This is a genomic window from Undibacterium sp. (assembly GCF_030683615.1).
GTDB classification, from domain to species: domain Bacteria; phylum Pseudomonadota; class Gammaproteobacteria; order Burkholderiales; family Burkholderiaceae_D; genus Undibacterium; species Undibacterium umbellatum.
This window is the reverse complement of record NZ_JAUXQE010000020.1, coordinates 44322-62715: the sequence shown is the minus strand read 5'-3', so window position 1 is coordinate 62715 and position 18394 is coordinate 44322. Positions and strand designations below refer to the sequence as shown.

Here is an 18394-nt window from a genome sequence, read left to right as displayed (position 1 = left end):
TGAATAGAAGATAAGGAAGAATAATGGGAATGAATGACTGGGATGATCTTTCGGGTAACCCAACTAATAGTGCAGATACTGACTCTTCAAACAGTCCGACCAGCGTCGCTAGCAGTAATGTGACGCCACCAGCTGCCGTGGCGGCAAGCAATAGCAACAAGACCATGTACTTGGCAATGGGGGGGCTGATGCTGTTCGTGATGGGCGTATTTGGTTACACCAAGTACATGGAATTCCAGGGTGTACAGAATGACGAGCGCATGCAGCAACAGCAGGCTTTCCAGAAAAGTAAAGCAGAAGCTGAGCAGCAGAAACGCAAGGCAGAGGAAAAGACGGCGCCACCTGTCGCCGCTGCTACCACCGCTAACACCGCTAACACCGCACCAGTTGCAGAGCAAGCGCCTGCACCAGCAAGCCTGCCTCCGGGTGATGATCTGGCAACGCTGGCGCAGCTTAAGAATCGCAGCATCACGAATCCGGCAACACAGACTCCGTTGGCAGTGCCAGCAGCAGTAGCGACGGCACCTGTGAACGTAGCCTTGTCAAGTTCTGTTGCGCAAAGCGCGCCAGCTGCGCCAATGGCTGCGTCCAGCCAGGATGGGCAGAAGCGAGAGCAATATGTCAGTCTTCTGGAAGGGCGTGTGAATGACCTCGGTCTGGCAAAATTGCGACTGGAAGCTGAGCTCTGCAAGTATGAGCCAGGTCGTGGTTTCTGCGCGCGTTCCGGCAAAGGCGTTGCCGCACCGGAAGCCTTGCGTGAACCGGTCCGGCCTGCCAGCAGATCCGTGCAATCGCCCTCAGAGACGACGGCACGTGTCATGTTATTTGACACTGCCAAAGCTGGAAATGCGATCGCAGCTGATTTGCCACGTACTGTGTCAAGTGGCAACAATGCCATGTCCGCAAACTCGCCATCGCGTAGTCAGGCGGCAGATACAGCGCCAAAAGCCCTGTCTTTGCAGGGATTGACCATCTTGCGCGACCGCGTGCTGTACCGTGACCGCGACGGCTTAACGCATGAGGTGGAGTTGGGTGGCAATATGGAAAACTTGGGGCGGCTGGAAAGAATAGATTTTGAAAGAAAATCTTTCCAGGCCGGTGGCCGTACTTATAACTGATAACAGGTCTGGAGATGTTGATGTCAATTTCTCGCACTCGCCTCTTCTTCGGAATGGCGTCCAGCCTGCTGGCTGCGCCAGCATTTGCTGCGGGCCCAACAGCCATGACCATGCTGCTGAAATTTGGCGAGAGCATACCGGGGTTGTGGAACTTCGCGCAGGCGATGAGTTTTGTGGTGGCAATGTTTTTGTTTGGTTTTTCCCTGTTCAAATTGAAACGGATAGGAGATAGAAAATCAAATGAAGGGGTGATGTCGGTAGTGATGACACTGCTGGCCGCAACTGGCCTGTTTTATCTGTCATCTTCATTAGACAGCTTTTTGGTGTCTACCTTCGGGACCAGCACTATCATGACCTATACCTCGTCGAGCATACTGGATGCAGAGGGCCTCAAGGCGGCGAAGGTTGTCATTGGTTTTGTCAATCTGATCGGGCTGATTGCGTTTGCCCGTGGCTGGTATGCCCTCAAGATGCTGGGTTCTGGTGGTGGTCACAAGGAGGACACGGCCAAGCGCGCCATCGTGCTACTGGTAGGCGGCACCTTCTGCCTGAACATCGTCGCACTTTCGGAAGTTTTGCAGAGATCATTGGGTATCAGCAACATTATCAACTGAAAGCCTGAGTAACTCCTCTTTATTGTCGCAAAGTCGTAATTATTTTGACTTTTGTTTGTATAAAAACTTGAAAGCATTTTTGGTCTGAGGTATTCTTAGCGATGTTCTTACCGGACTTTGTTGCATCTATTTCTAAAGCTTAGGAGTGTTTCCATGAAAAAACTTAACAAGAGTATCAAAGGCAAGCTGGGTGTTGTGTTGGGCGTGGCGGCAGGCACAGCTGTGGCGCTGATGCCGGAACTCGCGTTCGCGCAGGCTGGCACATCGATTGGTGATGTAGCGATGAATGCATCCAAGAGTATTAACGGTGTTCAAGTCATGATTCAAGGGGCTTGCTACATGGCTGGTGTAGCGCTGGCTGGTGGCTCCATGTTCAAGTTCAAGGCGCACAAGGACAACCCTCAGCAAACACCGCTGTCCACACCTATCGTCATGCTGGCTGTCGCAGCGGGCCTGCTGTACTTGCCATCACTCATGACTACCGCTGGTCAGTCTCTCTGGGGCGGTACACAGAAGAGTGACAAAGTTTCTTATCAGTACAGCAGCTTCGGTACCTGATACCTGGCTGGACTTGCTGACAAAGTACACGCAGCTATCCTGCGGAAAGACACCAGAAATTGCCTGAACTTGCGGGAATTTTATGACAGTCCACAAAAGCCTCGCAGGCCAAGTCTGCGAGGCTTTTGTATAAGCAAAAGAAATTGACTAAGTACCTCACCATAAAAGCATCATCAGTTTCGCCGCTTTTTTATGAGTTTGTAGGCTATGCCATGCCCAGTCTTCCAGGTCGTAAGGTGTCTGGGCCAATTGGAGGTGTTGATCGCCTGCCTGTCCTGTTGTAAATTGAACGGAGAAAATATGTCGGTAGTAAATTCTGTACTTGAAGGCGTGGATGAATTTGTCTATTGGGCAGGTTCCATGTTCAGGAGTGCTGCTTCAGTTTACTGTGAACTGGAAACGACCGATGATGAGAGCACGCTGGTAGCCAAAGATGGATCTCTGATCAGTTTTATTCGTGTCGATGGTGCCAGGTTCCTGGTCGGGGTTGAAGAGTTCGCCTCCATCCACCGCTCACTGATGCAGGGTATTGAGTCCTTTTTCGGCACTGCCGGGCATCACATGCAAGTAGTCTTTGGTTGCGACAAGGATTTTGTTGTGCGTGACATCAGCTATGCACTGGATGGTTCAAGAGAAACCGCAAGAAATTTGCAAATGGATGTACAAGACATGTTCGATGCCAAAGTGGCGCACATGTCGCAATACACTTCTCATGAAGAATGCTATCTGGTGTTGTGGACGCATGGTTCTTCCATGACCAAGGCTGAAGCCGCTACGGCATCCAAAGAAAAAATCCAGTTCAATAAAGAACATAACGTGCCCGTCATGAAACACAGTCAGTATGTGTTTGCGGCGATACGCGAACTGCGCGACAGGCATAGTTCTTTCAAGCGGTCAGTCAAACTGGAGCTGGAAACGGCTGGCCTTGATTGTGAAATTCTGGATGCTCACTCGGCATTGCGGGTAGCGCGCATGTCCTATGATGCTGATTACACAGACGAATTATGGAAGCCGCGGTTGCTGGGTGACAAGATATCCCCACGCGCTTTTGAAAATCCACATCCCCGTGATATATCCGATATCCTGTATCCGCGCATTGAACATCAGATCATGCCGCGCGATGCGGAGGAACTGAATGGTAAATGGTTACGCATAGGGGATCGGATCATTGCGCCTGTCCATGTGTACCTGTTCCCCAAGGATATCAGTACTTTCCAGCGTTTGTTTGCTCGCCTGAGAGAGGCCGATTTGCCCTGGCGCTATTCCATGATGATGGAGGGGGGAGGAGTCCGTGGTTTTGGCATGAAGTCCATGATTGCCGCACTGATCTCGTTTGCCTCGTCAAATAACAAGCTGGCCAATAATGCCGTGCAGGCGCTACAGAATTACCAGGACATGGAGGGGGGCACAGTCGTCAAGGTGTCGATGTCGTTTGCGACCTGGGCACCAGTCGGTGAAGAAAAACTCTTGCGTAGCAGGGAGCAAAGACTGGCGCGCGCCATCGAAGGATGGGGCGGTATGGAGGTGTTTGACAAAAGCGGCGATCCTTTCGAAGGCGTTGCTTCCACCCTGGTAGGTTTTTCGACCAAAAATATGGGGACGCCAGCCATTGCTCCTTTGCCAGACATCGTCTACATGATGCCTTTGCAGCGTCCAGCTTCGTCCTGGAAAGAAGGTGCAGTATTATTCCGTTCCCCGGATGGCAAACTATGGCCTTACCAGCCGGGCTCCAGCAAACAGACTACCTGGATTGACATCATCTTTGCGAAGCCGGGTTCTGGTAAGTCAGTATTATCCAACATGCTGAACTGGGCGATTTGCGTCATGCCTGGCCTGAAGCGCCTGCCGCGGATTTCCATTATCGATATTGGTCCCTCATCAAGTGGTTTGATATCCCTGGTGAAAGATGCATTGCCACCCAATCTCAAGCATTTGGCCAATTACTTCCGTCTGCGCATGACGCCAGAATATGCGGTCAACCCTTTCGATACCCAGCTAGGCTATCACTACCCTATACCCCAAGAGCGCGCTTTCCTGGTGAACCTGTTGACCCTGCTGACCATGCCCATGGGAAAAACCGAGCCCTACGATGGTATGCCAGATATTTGTGGCATGGTGGTGGATGAGGCTTATCGCCTGTATTCGCCAGAAAAGAGTCCAAAGCGCTACTCCGAGCATCAGGATGAAAAAGTCGACGCGGCCGTCAGATCACTAGGTTTGCATACCGATGGGATAACTACCTGGTGGGACATCACCGATGAATTGTTCAAGCATGGCATGGTGCATGAAGCCATCCTCGCTCAGCGATTTGCGGTACCGAATATGAATGACCTGACTTCCGTCGTGCAGGATCAGTCTTTCAGGGATGTGTATACCAAACCCAAAACTGCCACTTCTGAAACCATTGTTGATGCATTTTCGCGCATGATACAGTCAGTTTTGCGTGAGTATCCAGTGCTGACATCCACCACCAGATTCGACATCGGCGACACCCGTATTGTGGCGATTGATCTTGACGAGGTTGCAAAGTCCGGTGGTGCTGCCGCTGATCGCCGCACCGGTATCATGTACATGCTGGGACAGTTCATAGGTACACGCAACTTCTTCTTTAATGAAGAAAATCTGCAAGAATGCCGCCCCATTTACAAGGCCTATCACAAGGTGCGTGTGGATGAAATCAAGGAAGACCCGAAACGCGTCGTCTTTGATGAATTCCACAGAACTGAAAATTCACCCGTGGTACGTGACCAGGTTCTGGTGTATATGCGTGAAGGTCGTAAATGGGGTGTGCAGGTATGTCTGCTATCGCAATCCATGAATGACTTTGACAAAGAGATGGTGGAATTTGCGACTTCCATTTTCGTCCTTGATGGCGGTGACGCGGCACAAGTGAAAGAAATAGGAGATCGTTTTGGCTTGTCCAAAACTGCCCGTCATGCGCTTGAATCGGGGCGGGTTCATCCACCACGGTCTGGTGGTTCAACTTTCCTGGCAATATTCTCGACCAAGAAACACCGGAACGAGCAACTCCTGACCAACACTGTTGGCCCTATGGAATTGTGGGCATTCTCCACCACACGTAAAGATACTATTCTCAGGGATAAGTTATACCGCGCCATAGGATCATCCAAGGCCAGAAGGGTATTGGCAGAAAATTATCCGGATGGCTCAGCCATGGATGAGATAGAACGTCGCGAACTTGCCAGAAAATCTGCCACCGGCATGATAGGCGAGGATGATGATACCAATATCATCGAGGCCATGGCAGAGGAATTGCTGGTCTATTCACACAAAAAAGACCATGAAGAGAAGAAACGTGCGGCAGCGCTAGTATAAGGCGATGTTGTTTCTTCTGGCATTAACTTGAAGGCGGGTGGCAAGCAGTGTTGCCCGTCTTTGAGTGCTGCGCTCATAATTACGCTAAAAATTGCGTTAACACTGGCGTGTTATTGGCTACATTCGTTGGAGCGCTGACCGCCGCGCCCCCTTTGATTTTGCAAAAGCAGGTTTTTCTACACCCCCCATAGCATAGACTGCGCAGAATTTGCAGTTGCTGGGGGGGCTCCCATTTTTTCTCAGCTACTTGGCCGCATTTGTTTTTTTGTGCAGCTTGCAGTGGCGCTCGCTTCTTTGCTTCAGAGTTCTTTGTTGCGGGAAAATCAGAATCTCATGATTTGCTCAAAATACTGTATTTGGGTAATGCAATTTCAATAAAATGTGCAATTATTTTATGCTATCATTGTCTTAAAGTTTTTGATTAATCTTGATTTTCATCCACCAAAACGGAAATAAACAGGAAATTTCACTTCATCATTGATGTAGATGATAGAGGGAGTTTCAGTATCGACAGGGCTTTAAACGATGCGCGTTCGCAACTCAGAGACTTCAACCATGAATCAGATCAAATTTGCTGTCAGTCTACTAGCTGTTTCTGCAGCCTTGGCCGGTTGCCAGACGAGAAATCCCAAAGTCGCAGAAGATCAGAAATCCCGATTGTCCGAGACGGTGACATTGCAGCAGCAATTGTTGGCGACTGCAGACTCGATAGAGCGCAACTCGCAATTGCTGGCAGAGGCAAGCAATACCCGTGCTGCCGTTGAGAAAGCCCAGTTGTCCCCTGCGCAGCAAGTGAAAATGGATAAAGCGGCCAATACCAAAGAACCCTATGGCATGACTGCGAAAATCAGCTTTGTCTGGGAAGCTGGGCCAATCCAGGAAGTAGCGCGCCAAATGGCGATACGTTCGGGATATGAATACATGCAACCTGAAGGCAGCGTTCCAGCTATCCCTGTCATGGTAAAAATCAACGCCAGGGAGCAGTCCATCGCCTCTATCTTGCGCGATGCAGGCTTACAAGCCGGCTCCCGTGCAGATATCGTAGTGGATGAAGCGAGAAGAAAAGTTCTGGTTCGCTTTTTTGACTAATTCTGATAGCGGATCATTTATGTTCAAAGTAAGTCAAATTGTCGCAGTAACCATGGCTGCATTGTGCACGTCAGTCGCTTTTGCCTACGATGGCAAGGGTGAGCCTGTCACGGTGAATGTCATGACAGAAAATGTGGCAAGAGAATCCGCTGCACCTTTACTCACTGACTTTTCTGCGGAGAATATAGCCAAAGCCAAACGCAGCGACGATGATCCATTTAAAGGCAGTGACATACGCGATCTGCGCGTTGCCGCTGTACGTGAAGCTGCGTATGGCCTGGGGATACGCAATGGCCTGGTTGCGAGGTCGATACTGATCAAGGAGTTCCTGTATCGACACAGATCAGAGATGGACAGGATATTCAATTTTGCTCCGCTAATGCTAGATTGCGGCAAAGAAGAGAAAGATCGCTACTCGCAAAAATTGATTGCTGAGCGTCCGAATGAAAATTGCGTCATGCAGCCACCAGTGATCCTGGGCGCAAAGAATCTCTTGAGTGACAAGGATGGCCGGGGGGATGTACTGCGCTATTCCAAAGCCAGTTTCCGCATTAAAAAACAGGCTCGGCTGATCACCACCATCCCTATCTGGGAAAATTATCTGATCTTTGATGCAGGCACACCAGGTAATGATGTGCACCCAGCACTATTTCCCAAAAGCGATGAGGAAAAGCGTGTCTGGAATCTTGCCCTGGCTGAGGGCTGGGATAAAGGTGTAGAGCAGGCAAATGCGATTTATCGCCAGAACCTGGCGATGTTGAACGAAGACTTTTCTGGTATGCAGCGTTATCAATATCTGTTGCTGCAAAACCTGGTCACCAAACCTTTTGTTTCGCGTAATCGCCTTGGTGTTACTGGAAACGGAAAAACGGGCATCTCTATTGATGATATTACGTTGACGATTACCGAGCGTCCAGAATTCAACTTGAATTCCAGCGACTGGATGTTGTTCCCCAGCTTTTGATTGCGAGTTAATTATGTCTGCGCTTGTACAACCCATTTCGCTTGCCCCCAAGCCAGCAAAGAATCAGGATGTGACGTTTGACCGCGAAGCGGTCGAGGCGCGCTATGCGTTCAAGGATGTACCAAACACTTTCGAACAACATTCCTTTCGCCGATTGCTGCAGCATTGTCTGGACATCGGTGTGTCGGATATTTATCTGAAGACCGGTGATCCAGTCAAGGTCAGGGTAGGCAAGCCTATCTTTAAACTGACCAAACGCAGTCTGGAAACCAGTGAACTCAATACCATTGTTACTGAAGTGTATGGTACCAATGGACCATCCAAGCTCGGTGGCGGCGAAGCCATTGATTATGCTTATGAGTTGAAGCTGGAGGGGCAGCGTGGCGTATCAGTACGTTTTCGTATGAATGCCACTGGATGTCTTTCTCCTTCAGGGCCTGGTGTAGAGATAGTCATGCGGCCTTTGCAGGAAAATCCACCTGAAATCTCGACCATGAAGCTGCCGCCAGATTTGATGGAACAGCTTTTTCCAGAAATAGGGCTGGTGCTGGTCACAGGCGAGACAGGTTCAGGTAAAACGACATTGCTGGCTGCAATTATCAGATACATTCTGGAGCAGCCAGAATCAAATAAACGCATACTGACCGGCGAAGATCCCATCGAATTCGTGTTTGATAAGTGCAAGCGCTATTCATCCATGGTGGCGCAGCATGAAATAGGCCGTCACCTGAAGTCTTTTTCTGAATTTATCCGAAATGCGGTGCGGCGAGATCCAAATATTCTGATGGTCGGCGAAATGCGTGATCATGAAACTATCAATGCCGGCATTCAGGCTGCACAGGTCGGTAAGGCAGTGTATTCGACACTGCATACCAACTCGGTAGGACAAACCTGGAAGCGTATGGTGAACGTCTTTCCACATGAAGAACGGGTGTCCAAGATGGTGGATCTGATTGATACCACCAAAGTGATTTTGACCCAGCGCCTGGTAGCTTCAACGGAAAAAAATGACGATGGCAACTTCAAACGCATCGCCTTGCGTGAGTTCCTGGTATTTGATGATGAGGTGAAAACCCGCCTGATCGAACAAGTCGGGAACGATGTCAACATGCTTCCTTTCTTGACACATTCCCTGGTCAAGGAAAGAAAGCAGCTTCTGGTGGATGAAGCTCGTCGTTACTATCATGAAGGCATGATTTCCGAAATCGAATACAAGAAGTATGAAGTCAGTGCAAGCCAGGCAGAGCGCATGCTGGGCAGCAATTGACCCCAATAAGGAATTGAAATGGCAAATGAGATTGATGACGGTACGTCGAAGGTAATCTGGCGCGACTCTGCAAGAGAGTTACGATTTTTGGGTATCAATTATGTTGCAGTATTTCCGCTGTTGTTTTGGTTGTTGCATGCAAACATGTTTACCTTTGTTGTTGCGATCACAGTGATTGTCGCACTGTCGATACTGGAGCGCTTCAAGTATTCACCCATGGTGGTGTTTCGTCTGATTCGCTGCGCTATCGGTGGCAAGGTCCGGCATGCAAAAAACTGGAATGAAATGAAACGCTATCGTAGTTAAACCGCATGTAGAACTCATGCTCCTTGTCTCTGCTCTATCCTTTCAGTGAAGAGAGATCAAGTGTCAATAAAAATTAAATTTTTGTAGCCGCAGGCTAGTGGAGTGATTACTGATGAAATATCAACGCAGTTTATTGAGTGTCATTGTTTCCAGCATTTTTGCCGGCGGCGTTAGTGCTTACGCGCCCAGTGCAATGGCAGGGTTTGAAGTTGTCAGCAATCCCAATACCCCTTACGTTTATCAGCTATCTGGCGCACAGAGAAAGCTTGTCGATGTTCGTGAAGAGCGTGTGATCGGCGCAACCGCCAATACACTGCATCATGGTCGCATCGATATGGAGCTGGTGATGATACCGGTAGCCGCCAACAAGGGCGTGGATATGCTCACGGGCCTGCGTGGTATCGTACCCGAGAGCCAGGGATGGCGTGTATTCGCGCTGAAGGGCGTGAATCTTAGAAACAAAATTGAGTGGAGTAGTGCTGAAACCTGGGTCATGGCATTGGATGGGATGCTGCTTAAAAACAAGCTGATTGCAGACATCAACTGGGAAAGCAGAGAAATTACGCTGGTACCGATCTCGAACCGTGCCTATGCCTCGCAGTTGATCAGTCAGGGTAAAGACAAAAGCATACTGCGCCATGTCACAGTAAGACAGCAATATGAAACTCCTGAACCCTTGATTGCCCTGCGTCTGCAGCCTGCACAAGCGACGATTACTGAAGCAAGGACAGTTCCGATTGCCACCGTAGAAGTGCCCGTACGCACACTGGCCGAAGTTGGCGACAGCCGTGGCAGTACCAGTATTGGTGTCAAAATGTCGGACGCTACGATAGACAGCATGATCAGCCAGCGCGTGGAGCAGGCGACCAAGGAAAAAATGGCGCAGCTGGAGGCGCTGGAAGCACAATACCGTGACAAGCTGGAGCAATTGAATGCCCGTAGCAAGCAGATCAAGGCTGAGCCATCTTCTGTTTCACAGGATGAAACCAAGAACAAACCTGTGGCGCAACCTATCAGTGTTGATGACCATGATAGCAAGCAAGTCACAGGAAGAATGGTACGTGCTGATTACCGCTTCCCGGCACCGGCGACTGGTGGCTACAAAATGAGCAAGACAGGATTGTTCAATGCTGCAAATTCAGATGAATCCAATACCAGCATCAGGCCTGTTAAATTTGACGCTGCAGAAGCGCAAAGCACAACATCGGTCGTAGACAACAATGTCATCACTGAAGTTGCGACAACTTCCGCCAACAATAATGTTGTTTCTTTTCCGGTGCAGACAAATGTCGAAGTGGTGGAGGCACCACGTACCAAATGGGAAATCTCATTGAACGACAAAACCTTGCGTAATGCGCTGTTGCGTATGGCGTCCAAGAATGGTTATTCACTGTCTTACCAGACCAAGGATCAGGACATTAAAACAGGCGGGACTTTTTTTGGCACTTTCGACGGCGCTCTGCGTGAAATTGAAATCGCAACCGGCAAGCGTATTCGGCAAGTGGAATCCAAATTATTGGGCCGATTGATTATCGTTACCGACTAAGCAAGAACAGAGGAAGCAAAAAATAAGGCACCGCATAACAAGCGGTGCCATATTTTTTTGGGAGGACGAATCAGATTGCAGAGCGATGCGCAATTGCGTGCCACAAATTACTCCGTGAGGCTTCTACTTCCTTACGTTCTTCATGGAGTTGATGGACCATGCCACGTATGCTACTCAAGTCGTTTAATGGCAGTGATTGCTGGCGTATCTTCTGAACCAGTTGTAAGGATTCCAGGGTATCGAGTTCCAGCCCGTCATGAACGAGCAAGCCCAATACCTTGGCTGCAAACTCATCTTCCCACACCTCGGTGGCATTGCCAATGCGCCTGATGACAGTAGACTTGGCCGTGTCGAATGATTCTTCCAGACCCGCACTCATATGTTCGATAAAACGCAATCGGTCCTTGACGCCATCTGATAGCGTGAACACGATTTTCTCGCTGCCCCTGTCCTTGATCAGGTAAAAACATGCATTCTCAAGTTCCATTTCTGATTCCCGTGTTGACTTGTTTTAGGTCATCTGCTTCCCGCTTTAAGTCTTGCTGCAAGGGGGACAGCGCATTGAGTATATCTCTGGCTTTAACCCCGATTTGCTGTATGCTCGTTTGCAGATGTTCCGAACGTTCTTGTCGTGAAATGTCAAAGGCAAGTAAGCCAGCGATGTTGATGCTGAGCTTTTTGAACGTATCCAGCTCCTTGAGCAAGATCTGGTTTTCGGGCGCGCTAAGTGCATCAGGCTTGATATCTTTTGTTTCAATGCCTGTCAGCCTGGCCGCCACGTCAACACGTGCAGCCTGGGTATTTAGACTGGCTAACTGTTTTTGTATCAAGAATAGATTGCAGCGTTCAACCGCACTGGTGTACTTGACATCAAATGACTGCAGGCTGCAGGCTGCATCCGAAGCAGAAAAGTCTGGTTGGCTGCCTGAATGCAAAAGTTGATTCAATTCTTCCAGCCTGTTCCTCGTCATGGCGTGCCCCTTCAGTTTATCCTGGCCTTGATTTTTATTTAGCAGGGACGACAGATCCTCCTGTGCCAAAGCCCTGACAGCATCGTCTCTATAACAGCCTGTGTGGCCATCTTCATCCCGTTTTTGTTCCAGCGAGTGAAGAAAAAGTGTGTAGCTCAAGGTGTGCTCCTTTTTTTTTCGTCATGGGAAGGTGCTGATGAAGTGTCGAGCCAGGCATCCAGGCTCAGTCCATATGCATGAAACAAATCGGTCTGTGGAATAATTCTTGATGACCACGCGGCAGGAAATACCAGCCATACGCCAAATACACGCAATAAGCTCATGCATTGCAGATCAACAAACCTTCCCGCTCTGCCTTGCAAGCGCGCGCCATACATGTCGTTGACCTGGGTACTTAAGCGAAAATCGAGACCTCCGCCCAGCATGAAATTTTTTATCACATTTGAAAAGAATAGCGAGACGTAGAAGCCAGCCAGCAGTTCAAAACGATAAGGTATGTTTTTCAGTATGAGCACGAATATCGGTATTGCGAACAGTATGCCACCCAACAAGAGATAGATCAGCAATACCAGGCTGACACGTGTACTGGCTGCCATCAAATCCTCCAGTTGACAGCAACTGTCAGACAAATCAGCGCAATACAGGTGCATACCTTGACGCGCAGATTCCATACCACTTCGCGGAAATTTTTTTCTTCCCCCTGTCCGCTGACGTATACCCGGTAATGCTGCGTTACATGAGTGAAGATATAAATCATGAGCGGAATGATAATGAGAGATATCCGGCCCAGCCTGCTGGCTTGCTCTATCAAGTGATACGCCATGGCAAGAGCGAACACGGCACCACTTAAACCTAGCAGACAGGTCATCAGTTGTCGATCGTAGAGGCCTCCAGTCATCACGTAGCTATGGTCTTTATTGGCGATAGTCGACACTTCCAGCATGGAAGTCAGGCGCACCGCATACACCATCACGCCAAACATATACACCAGCACTATCTGTGTGGCAAACAGAGGCAACATGGTATCAAGCGTCCCAGCTACTGCGGGGATAAGGTAAAACAAGGGAAAACTCAATACATCAACCAGCCAAACTTGCCGCAGCACCAGGCCGTACACCAGCGAGAATGCAGCCATGGCGATCACGTACCAACTACTGTGTATGCCCTTGGTGTACAGGTTTGACAGGACGGCTGCCGTGATAAACAGAACTGTCGCCAAAGTGGCGATCACTTTCCAGTCGAAATGCTTTGCCAGCCTGCGCTCAGTTTCTGATAACAGACCGACATTTTTTTTCAGGCTCACTGCAGTGACCAATAATTCAGAGGCAATTCCAGCGAGCAGGAAGGGGAAAAAGAACCAGAAAGAAATAGTCAGGTAACTGGTCTCAAACAGCTTTCTTGCATAGAAAATACCCATTAAGGCAAAAAAACCTGGAGCCCAATGCGGCCACCTGGCGAGTTTCCAATACTCCATTTGCTACCCCATTTGTTCTTTTGTCCAGGATATGATGGGCAAGTGTGCCGCACCAATATGATCGTACAATAATAGTTTAACTCAATATAAGTGCAAAATAAATCATTCTGAATGTGATGATAACCTGAAAAATGCATTACTATTTCGTTCGATGATTAAATTTACATTGATGCACAATGTAATAATGAAACTACTCCCGAATTTGAGCAAAAAAATGCAAAAACATGCTGCGTGGAATACATTCCTCAAAATATCAGGAGTTTTCCTGATGTCTAGCGTTCTGCTTGCCTGTGCTGACTCGGGCAAGTCCAGGGAAATGATGCAGGCCGCCATGGCGGCGCAGCCCGAAGACAAGAAAATCCTTGAGTTCTTCATGTATACCTGCCCACACTGCCGCGCCGTCGAGCCTACTATCGCAAGCTGGCAAGCCAAGCAATCCGTCCTGTTTCAGCAAGGGATATATGCGTTTGAGCAGATACCTGCGGTCTTCTCAGCCAGTTGGCAGAGTGATAGCAAGATTGGAGAAAAAGAAGCTGCCATCTACTACACTTTGCGCAGGATGGGTTTTGAACATCAAATGCGACTCAGAGTGTTTGCGGCCATACAAGACAAGAGCCTGGACGCGAGTGATGCTGAATCTATCGCTCGCTTCCTGCAAAAGGAAGGCATTCCCGCAGCAGAATTTGGCACGACATTCAAGAGCGCAGAAGTCAAGGCAGATGTCAGTCGTGCTGAGTCTCTGACCAGGCAATATGGGATTTATTCTGTGCCTGCATTTATTCTGTTCAATCGCGCCATTATCCTGCCGCAAGAATATGCAGATAATCAGGCGGTTGAAGCCGCCCTTCTTGGCAAGGTCAAAGAGTTTTATACAAAGAATGCGGGCAAGCCCGCTGCTTTCTGATCAAGCCTGGATGATGGATGTAATTTTGCGCCTGGTGCGTTCCCGCAAAGAACATTCCCGCAAGCTGTCCGCGAGGTTTTCCAGGTCAGCAACGCCATAGATGCTGATTATCGGCAAACTGGCGTCAGTGGACCTGAGCCTGATGCTGCTATAACCCGCCAGGCGCATACCCAGAGGTTTGTACACGTCAAAGTGTTCTATGGTGAACAGTTCTACGCTTTCCAGTAATTTTGACAGTAACCCATGTTCGATTTTGATGCGTTGTGTGGTGATTTGATAAGTGACCGAGATGCTAGCCAGCCAATAATACAAAAAAGCGATACCCACCGTGCATATGACGGCCAGCCACTGCCATGCGCTATAAATGATGGCTGGATGTCCTGAAAAAAGAACACGCTCGGTCTCTGCTTCTTGCTCCGCAGCGGTCGTTCTTAAGTTGGAATTACAGAAGCGGCATTTTAAGGCGCCAACTTTGATGGTTTCACGGCATACAGGGCACGGCATGCTCTGCTCATTCAATTGCTCGTCCATTCATATCCTTTCTATTGATCGTGCGGACCTGGCCTGGTGGCCCTATTCTATGGCGGGATGACTATCGCCGGGTGATATAAATGCAAAAACTCAGGTGCCGATTCAATAGTCATCTTCAAATTGTCTGGGCGTGCATAATTCAGTATTTGACATGATTTTGGGGGTTGCCGGGATCTGGGTGCTAGGGAGGACCTTAGGCAGCGCCAGCACGCAATTTGGTTCGGGATGCCTGACCTGCCCATTGGCCATTGTATCGCCGTGCTGCAAATGCCATAGCGCGTGCAAACTCATTTCCTTGCTATCGCGACGGCAGTCACCGTCAAGGTCAAGTGCGCTGCCAGGTGTGATGTTGGTGTCTTTGAGATGTGGGGCACGGCTGTTATCGACAGTGTCGATCATGTTCGCATCGCGGAGAGTTTTCATTTTTTCAGGGTCCGGCAAATTTTTCATGGCGATTTAGACTGGCATAAGGCAACACATGTAGCGCTTTCATCAGATTTGATGGTTGTTGTCACAAAACTGGAAAGGAGATGACTCCCGCGTACTATTTTCAAAATGCCATGCCGTGTACGACGAAACAATACGGTTCGCCGACGTTTGTTCTCATAATAAAGTTATTGACTATTATTTAGTAATACAGGTATTTATTCAAGCTGGTTCTTGTTTACATGCACAACATGTCAGTCACCCGCCCGGAACAAGTCTAGCCACACACCCTCTATTAGTAATTAGAATTGATTGTCGGTATAATACTGTTAAATTTATTACTTTTGTTTGTATAATTAATTTATGTGGTGTGGAGTTATTTTTTGACTAAGTGCTGAATGCGAGCCATAATTCTTTACACTCGACATAGGCTGGTTTGCAAGAGCGGGCATCTCTGAGAATAAATTTGCTTGTTCTCACTCCCTTGATTGTTTAATTGCAGAAAAGGTGCGGATCAATGTGGCGGCATGAACTTGATATGGTGTCCTCTCTCGCTTGTGAAAGTGCGATTGCCGCACTGAGTGATATGAGTAGAATCATCTCGGGGAATGCAGGTACACCAGACCCATTGGTGTATTCTGGCTTGTCTTATGCGACTGATATGTTGCGTGTTGCTGGATTCGTGGCACCGACCACTTTTGCGAAAGAAGTGCAGCAAACGTTTTCGCAAGCTAGACTGGGTGCAAGGGAAGTCCGAATCTTTAAACGTGCCCTGATGATACTGACTTCTTATTTGAGGGACGCTGTCCATCTTGGTGCGGGGCCGACACTGTTTTTTTATGAAGAAGCCTTGCTGCTATCGGATGTGTCAGGACGTCCACCACCGCCTTGTGGCAATTTTTATGCTCCCTTTCTGTTTTGGGACATTGAAGAGGGCTTGAGTGGCTGTTTCCGGGATGCAGCTTGCGGCATCTCGCGTGATGCCTATCAGGCTGCAATACTGGCATTTTTGCGCAAGCAGGATAGTGCAGGGCTTGAAGCAATGGTGCATGTGCTGACGGAAATGGCAGAGAAAAATGAAAGTACGTGTAGTTACTCGTTGTGCAGGGTGCTGGCGGCTTTTTTTGGAGCAATAAGCTGTAGAGCTGCCTCCCTGAGTCAGGACGAAATGCACTTGTTTTCTATGGTGGATAGCGTTTTCTTTAAGCAGGCTGGACAGGGGCATCTTCCCGAACCAGTCTTTATTTCTCGTCTATTGCATGTGATTGCCAAGTCAACGGCAGATTTATCCACGGTACGTGAAACTCAGATATATTTTAATCTGGAAGGCTTGTTGTCCGGTGCTTTTCTGGGATGCCGGGAATCAATCCGTGCATAATATGCCTGCGCAGTGATAATCTTTTATGGTGTTTAACGCTTTGTTTAGGAGGATGTATGGCATTGCCCGTGTTGGCCGGTATGGCCGCAAAATATGTAGGTTCGAAAGTGATTGAGCATGGTGTTGAAAAACTGGTTGAATCTGTCATGTCATCAAAAGAAGGTTCGGGCCTGCTTGATAAAGCTGGGAAGATGGATGTGCCATTTGGGCCATCGAAAATGATGATGTCTGCAATTGCTGAACCACCTGTCAAATCACTGGTAAGTGGCAGCGCATTGTCGATGAAGTAAGTAGCTCAGGTTTTCCAGGGCAGAAGTGTTACTGAAGCAAACTCTGCACTGATCAGGGCGAGCTTTTGTTGTAAACAGGAAATTGCTAAGCGATTGCGCGGATTGCGCTGCATGTCGCTGGCTTGTTGAGTCATTCTCTATCCGTATTCAATGCCAATTTTGCCGGATTGGTCCATTCCATGAAAATGTCAGATCTCGTTTTGCAAGCCAAGATTTGGTTGTTCTTGGCAACACTTTGGTTCTTTGCAGCAGCGGTGGAGCGCTTCAGCTATCCTTTCCGGTATGAAGGGGAGTTGTTGGCTAGCCAAGTGTCACATCCAGCCGGTGATTGCAAAGGATTGGAGGCAAAAACCGTGATTGCCTGGCGCTTGTCCAGCGACAAGAAAAGTGTGGAATACAAATGCCCTGCTTCACACCCATGGCCATTCTATGCAACCAGTTCCAGTACCGAGATACCCAAGGCTGTAATGCAAGTTATTGCGGATAGGAAGAGTAGGGCGGCAAAGTAGCGACTGCACCAGGCTACATTTTGGGAGTGGCTGGTGACGTGGCAAGTGGTTCAAGTTTTTGATTGAGTTTTTGATTGATTAACTCAAATAGCTCTGGTTCCACTTTTGTCCAATTGTCGCCATTGAGTGCGTTGACAGGGGCACTGTCCTTGTCGCTGACATGTTGATATGGGCCAATTGCAGTGAACTGGGAAAAACCACCTGCATCGCGGCGCAAGGTGAAGAAGTCACCCTCCGCATCTTTGTAAGTGCGTTCTGCAAATTTTTCGTCACCATCGCTGCCGTAGCCAAAATCAATCACTTCCAGTTTGGCAGGCATGATGCCACTATCGATATTGCGCTGATGCATGGCAGTATCTTCACGTTGCAAGATGAAGTTGACTTGAAAGCTGCCACCCAGCATTGCACGTTTGGATATTTCTGACAGCGCGTCAGTGATCAAAGAGGCAGCGTTGACGTTTTCCAATGCAACTTCGTGAATATCTACGCTGATTTGATGCGCGGTCTTGTTGCCGTCCACGACCGGACTGACCGTGATGGCAACATTGCCGAATTTTTCCAACTTGTCGACTTCAGCTCGAATTTTATTGTAGCGTTCAAAAATGTCGGTGCTGATCAGGCAGGCGCCAGTGACGGTCACTGCAAGTTCTGGCTTGACTTCAAGCACACCTTTTTCGCGCAAAATGTTGGCGATCTCGACTCGCGCATACATTTGAATTTGTTTTGGGTCGTCAAAGTAGAGACTCCCCGAAAGGACGCGATCCTCTTCCGACTCAATATACTCAAAAATGCGGTCTAGCTGCCCTGGAGAAACAAACTCGGGGTCAACTCCATTACGGCGAAGTACATCAAGAATATCCTCCTCCGTAAGCTCGATAGTTGAACCACTCATCTTTGTCCTCTTGCTTTATCCAAGCAATTTATTATTTTTAGCACGCGAGATATTACGAAATTAAAGTAGGAAAGTCAAACGTGGATTTTCCTACCGCGAGTAGTACTGTATTCTGGCCATGTATTACTTCAACTGCCTGCCTCATCAAGCCTTTTAAACTATTTAATGACCATGTTTTTTTGATTTGGCATTTGTCATATCAAACGAGGTAAGTGCAAATA

Annotated in this window: 20 protein-coding genes; 13 read left to right on the top strand and 7 right to left on the bottom strand. The window is 48.6% G+C overall.

What is annotated here, in order from left to right:
- The first annotated feature begins 23 nt into the window (after positions 1-23).
- The 9 genes from Q8K39_RS09365 (at position 24) to Q8K39_RS09325 (ending at position 10798) form a co-directional block, all read left to right on the top strand.
- On the top strand, positions 24-1118 hold the full coding sequence (locus Q8K39_RS09365; protein WP_305259653.1) for a hypothetical protein: 1095 nt from the start codon (positions 24-26) through the stop codon (positions 1116-1118).
- A gap of 20 nt (positions 1119-1138) precedes the next feature.
- Positions 1139-1732 (top strand): hypothetical protein, encoded by a 594-nt coding sequence (locus Q8K39_RS09360; RefSeq protein WP_305259652.1) that lies wholly within the window; start codon positions 1139-1141, stop codon positions 1730-1732.
- Positions 1733-1885: 153 nt separating this feature from the next.
- The gene (locus tag Q8K39_RS09355) at positions 1886-2290 is read left to right on the top strand and encodes a hypothetical protein (RefSeq protein WP_305259649.1); all 405 of its coding nucleotides are present in this window, start codon (positions 1886-1888) and stop codon (positions 2288-2290) included.
- A 300-nt stretch (positions 2291-2590) separates the two neighbouring features.
- Positions 2591-5626, top strand: a complete 3036-nt coding sequence (locus tag Q8K39_RS09350; protein WP_305259647.1) for a hypothetical protein — start codon at positions 2591-2593, stop codon at positions 5624-5626.
- Positions 5627-6181: 555 nt separating this feature from the next.
- The gene (locus Q8K39_RS09345; RefSeq protein WP_186956329.1) at positions 6182-6715 is read left to right on the top strand and encodes a DotD/TraH family lipoprotein; all 534 of its coding nucleotides are present in this window, start codon (positions 6182-6184) and stop codon (positions 6713-6715) included.
- 19 nt (positions 6716-6734) lie between these two features.
- A complete protein-coding gene (locus tag Q8K39_RS09340) occupies positions 6735-7679 on the top strand; it encodes a type IV secretory system conjugative DNA transfer family protein (protein ID WP_305259643.1) in 945 nt (314 codons plus the stop codon).
- 13 nt (positions 7680-7692) lie between these two features.
- The gene (locus tag Q8K39_RS09335) at positions 7693-8946 is read left to right on the top strand and encodes a type IV pilus twitching motility protein PilT (protein WP_305259641.1); all 1254 of its coding nucleotides are present in this window, start codon (positions 7693-7695) and stop codon (positions 8944-8946) included.
- 18 nt (positions 8947-8964) lie between these two features.
- On the top strand, positions 8965-9252 hold the full coding sequence (gene icmT, locus Q8K39_RS09330) for an IcmT/TraK family protein (protein WP_186956332.1): 288 nt from the start codon (positions 8965-8967) through the stop codon (positions 9250-9252).
- A gap of 112 nt (positions 9253-9364) precedes the next feature.
- The gene (locus Q8K39_RS09325) at positions 9365-10798 is read left to right on the top strand and encodes a hypothetical protein (protein WP_305259637.1); all 1434 of its coding nucleotides are present in this window, start codon (positions 9365-9367) and stop codon (positions 10796-10798) included.
- Positions 10799-10868: 70 nt separating this feature from the next.
- Here the strand turns inward: Q8K39_RS09325 and Q8K39_RS09320 are convergent, their stop codons facing one another.
- Genes Q8K39_RS09320 through Q8K39_RS09305 form a run of 4 tightly spaced genes read right to left on the bottom strand, consistent with a single transcriptional unit; the run spans position 10869 to position 13243 of the window.
- Positions 10869-11285, bottom strand: coding sequence for a hypothetical protein (locus Q8K39_RS09320; RefSeq protein ID WP_186956334.1), 417 nt, complete (start codon positions 11283-11285; stop codon positions 10869-10871).
- Entirely contained in the window at positions 11275-11928 is a 654-nt protein-coding gene (locus Q8K39_RS09315; protein ID WP_305259635.1) for a hypothetical protein, read from the bottom strand. Before Q8K39_RS09315 ends, Q8K39_RS09320 begins: the two co-directional genes overlap by 11 nt.
- Positions 11925-12365: a hypothetical protein gene (locus Q8K39_RS09310; RefSeq protein WP_186956336.1), complete on the bottom strand. Its 441-nt coding sequence runs from the start codon at positions 12363-12365 to the stop codon at positions 11925-11927. The genes Q8K39_RS09315 and Q8K39_RS09310 overlap by 4 nt, the downstream gene beginning before the upstream one ends.
- Positions 12365-13243, bottom strand: a complete 879-nt coding sequence (locus tag Q8K39_RS09305) for a hypothetical protein (RefSeq protein WP_305259633.1) — start codon at positions 13241-13243, stop codon at positions 12365-12367. Before Q8K39_RS09305 ends, Q8K39_RS09310 begins: the two co-directional genes overlap by 1 nt.
- A gap of 268 nt (positions 13244-13511) precedes the next feature.
- Here Q8K39_RS09305 and Q8K39_RS09300 point away from each other — a divergent pair, with 268 nt between their 5' ends.
- Positions 13512-14147, top strand: a complete 636-nt coding sequence (locus tag Q8K39_RS09300) for a thiol:disulfide interchange protein DsbA/DsbL (protein ID WP_305259631.1) — start codon at positions 13512-13514, stop codon at positions 14145-14147.
- Here the strand turns inward: Q8K39_RS09300 and Q8K39_RS09295 are convergent, their stop codons facing one another.
- Both Q8K39_RS09295 and Q8K39_RS09290 read right to left on the bottom strand, forming a co-directional pair.
- Positions 14148-14678 carry a PH domain-containing protein gene (locus Q8K39_RS09295; protein ID WP_305259628.1) on the bottom strand — a complete coding sequence of 177 codons (531 nt, stop codon included), beginning with the start codon at positions 14676-14678 and terminating at the stop codon, positions 14148-14150.
- 102 nt (positions 14679-14780) lie between these two features.
- Positions 14781-15101, bottom strand: coding sequence for a hypothetical protein (locus Q8K39_RS09290; RefSeq protein ID WP_186956340.1), 321 nt, complete (start codon positions 15099-15101; stop codon positions 14781-14783).
- A 589-nt stretch (positions 15102-15690) separates the two neighbouring features.
- Between Q8K39_RS09290 and Q8K39_RS09285 the strand changes: the two genes are divergently transcribed.
- The 3 genes from Q8K39_RS09285 to Q8K39_RS09275 all read left to right on the top strand — a co-directional run bounded on the left by Q8K39_RS09285 (position 15691) and on the right by Q8K39_RS09275 (position 17281).
- Complete coding sequence (locus tag Q8K39_RS09285) at positions 15691-16482, top strand: hypothetical protein (protein WP_186956341.1); 792 nt, start codon at positions 15691-15693, stop codon at positions 16480-16482.
- A 56-nt stretch (positions 16483-16538) separates the two neighbouring features.
- Entirely contained in the window at positions 16539-16772 is a 234-nt protein-coding gene (locus tag Q8K39_RS09280; protein WP_186956342.1) for a hypothetical protein, read from the top strand.
- 179 nt (positions 16773-16951) lie between these two features.
- Positions 16952-17281 carry a hypothetical protein gene (locus tag Q8K39_RS09275; RefSeq protein WP_305259626.1) on the top strand — a complete coding sequence of 110 codons (330 nt, stop codon included), beginning with the start codon at positions 16952-16954 and terminating at the stop codon, positions 17279-17281.
- Between the two features lie 13 nt (positions 17282-17294).
- On the opposite strand, the gene Q8K39_RS09270 is transcribed toward Q8K39_RS09275, so the two are convergent.
- Positions 17295-17993: a hypothetical protein gene (locus tag Q8K39_RS09270; protein WP_305259624.1), complete on the bottom strand. Its 699-nt coding sequence runs from the start codon at positions 17991-17993 to the stop codon at positions 17295-17297.
- Positions 17994-18394 lie beyond the last annotated feature (401 nt).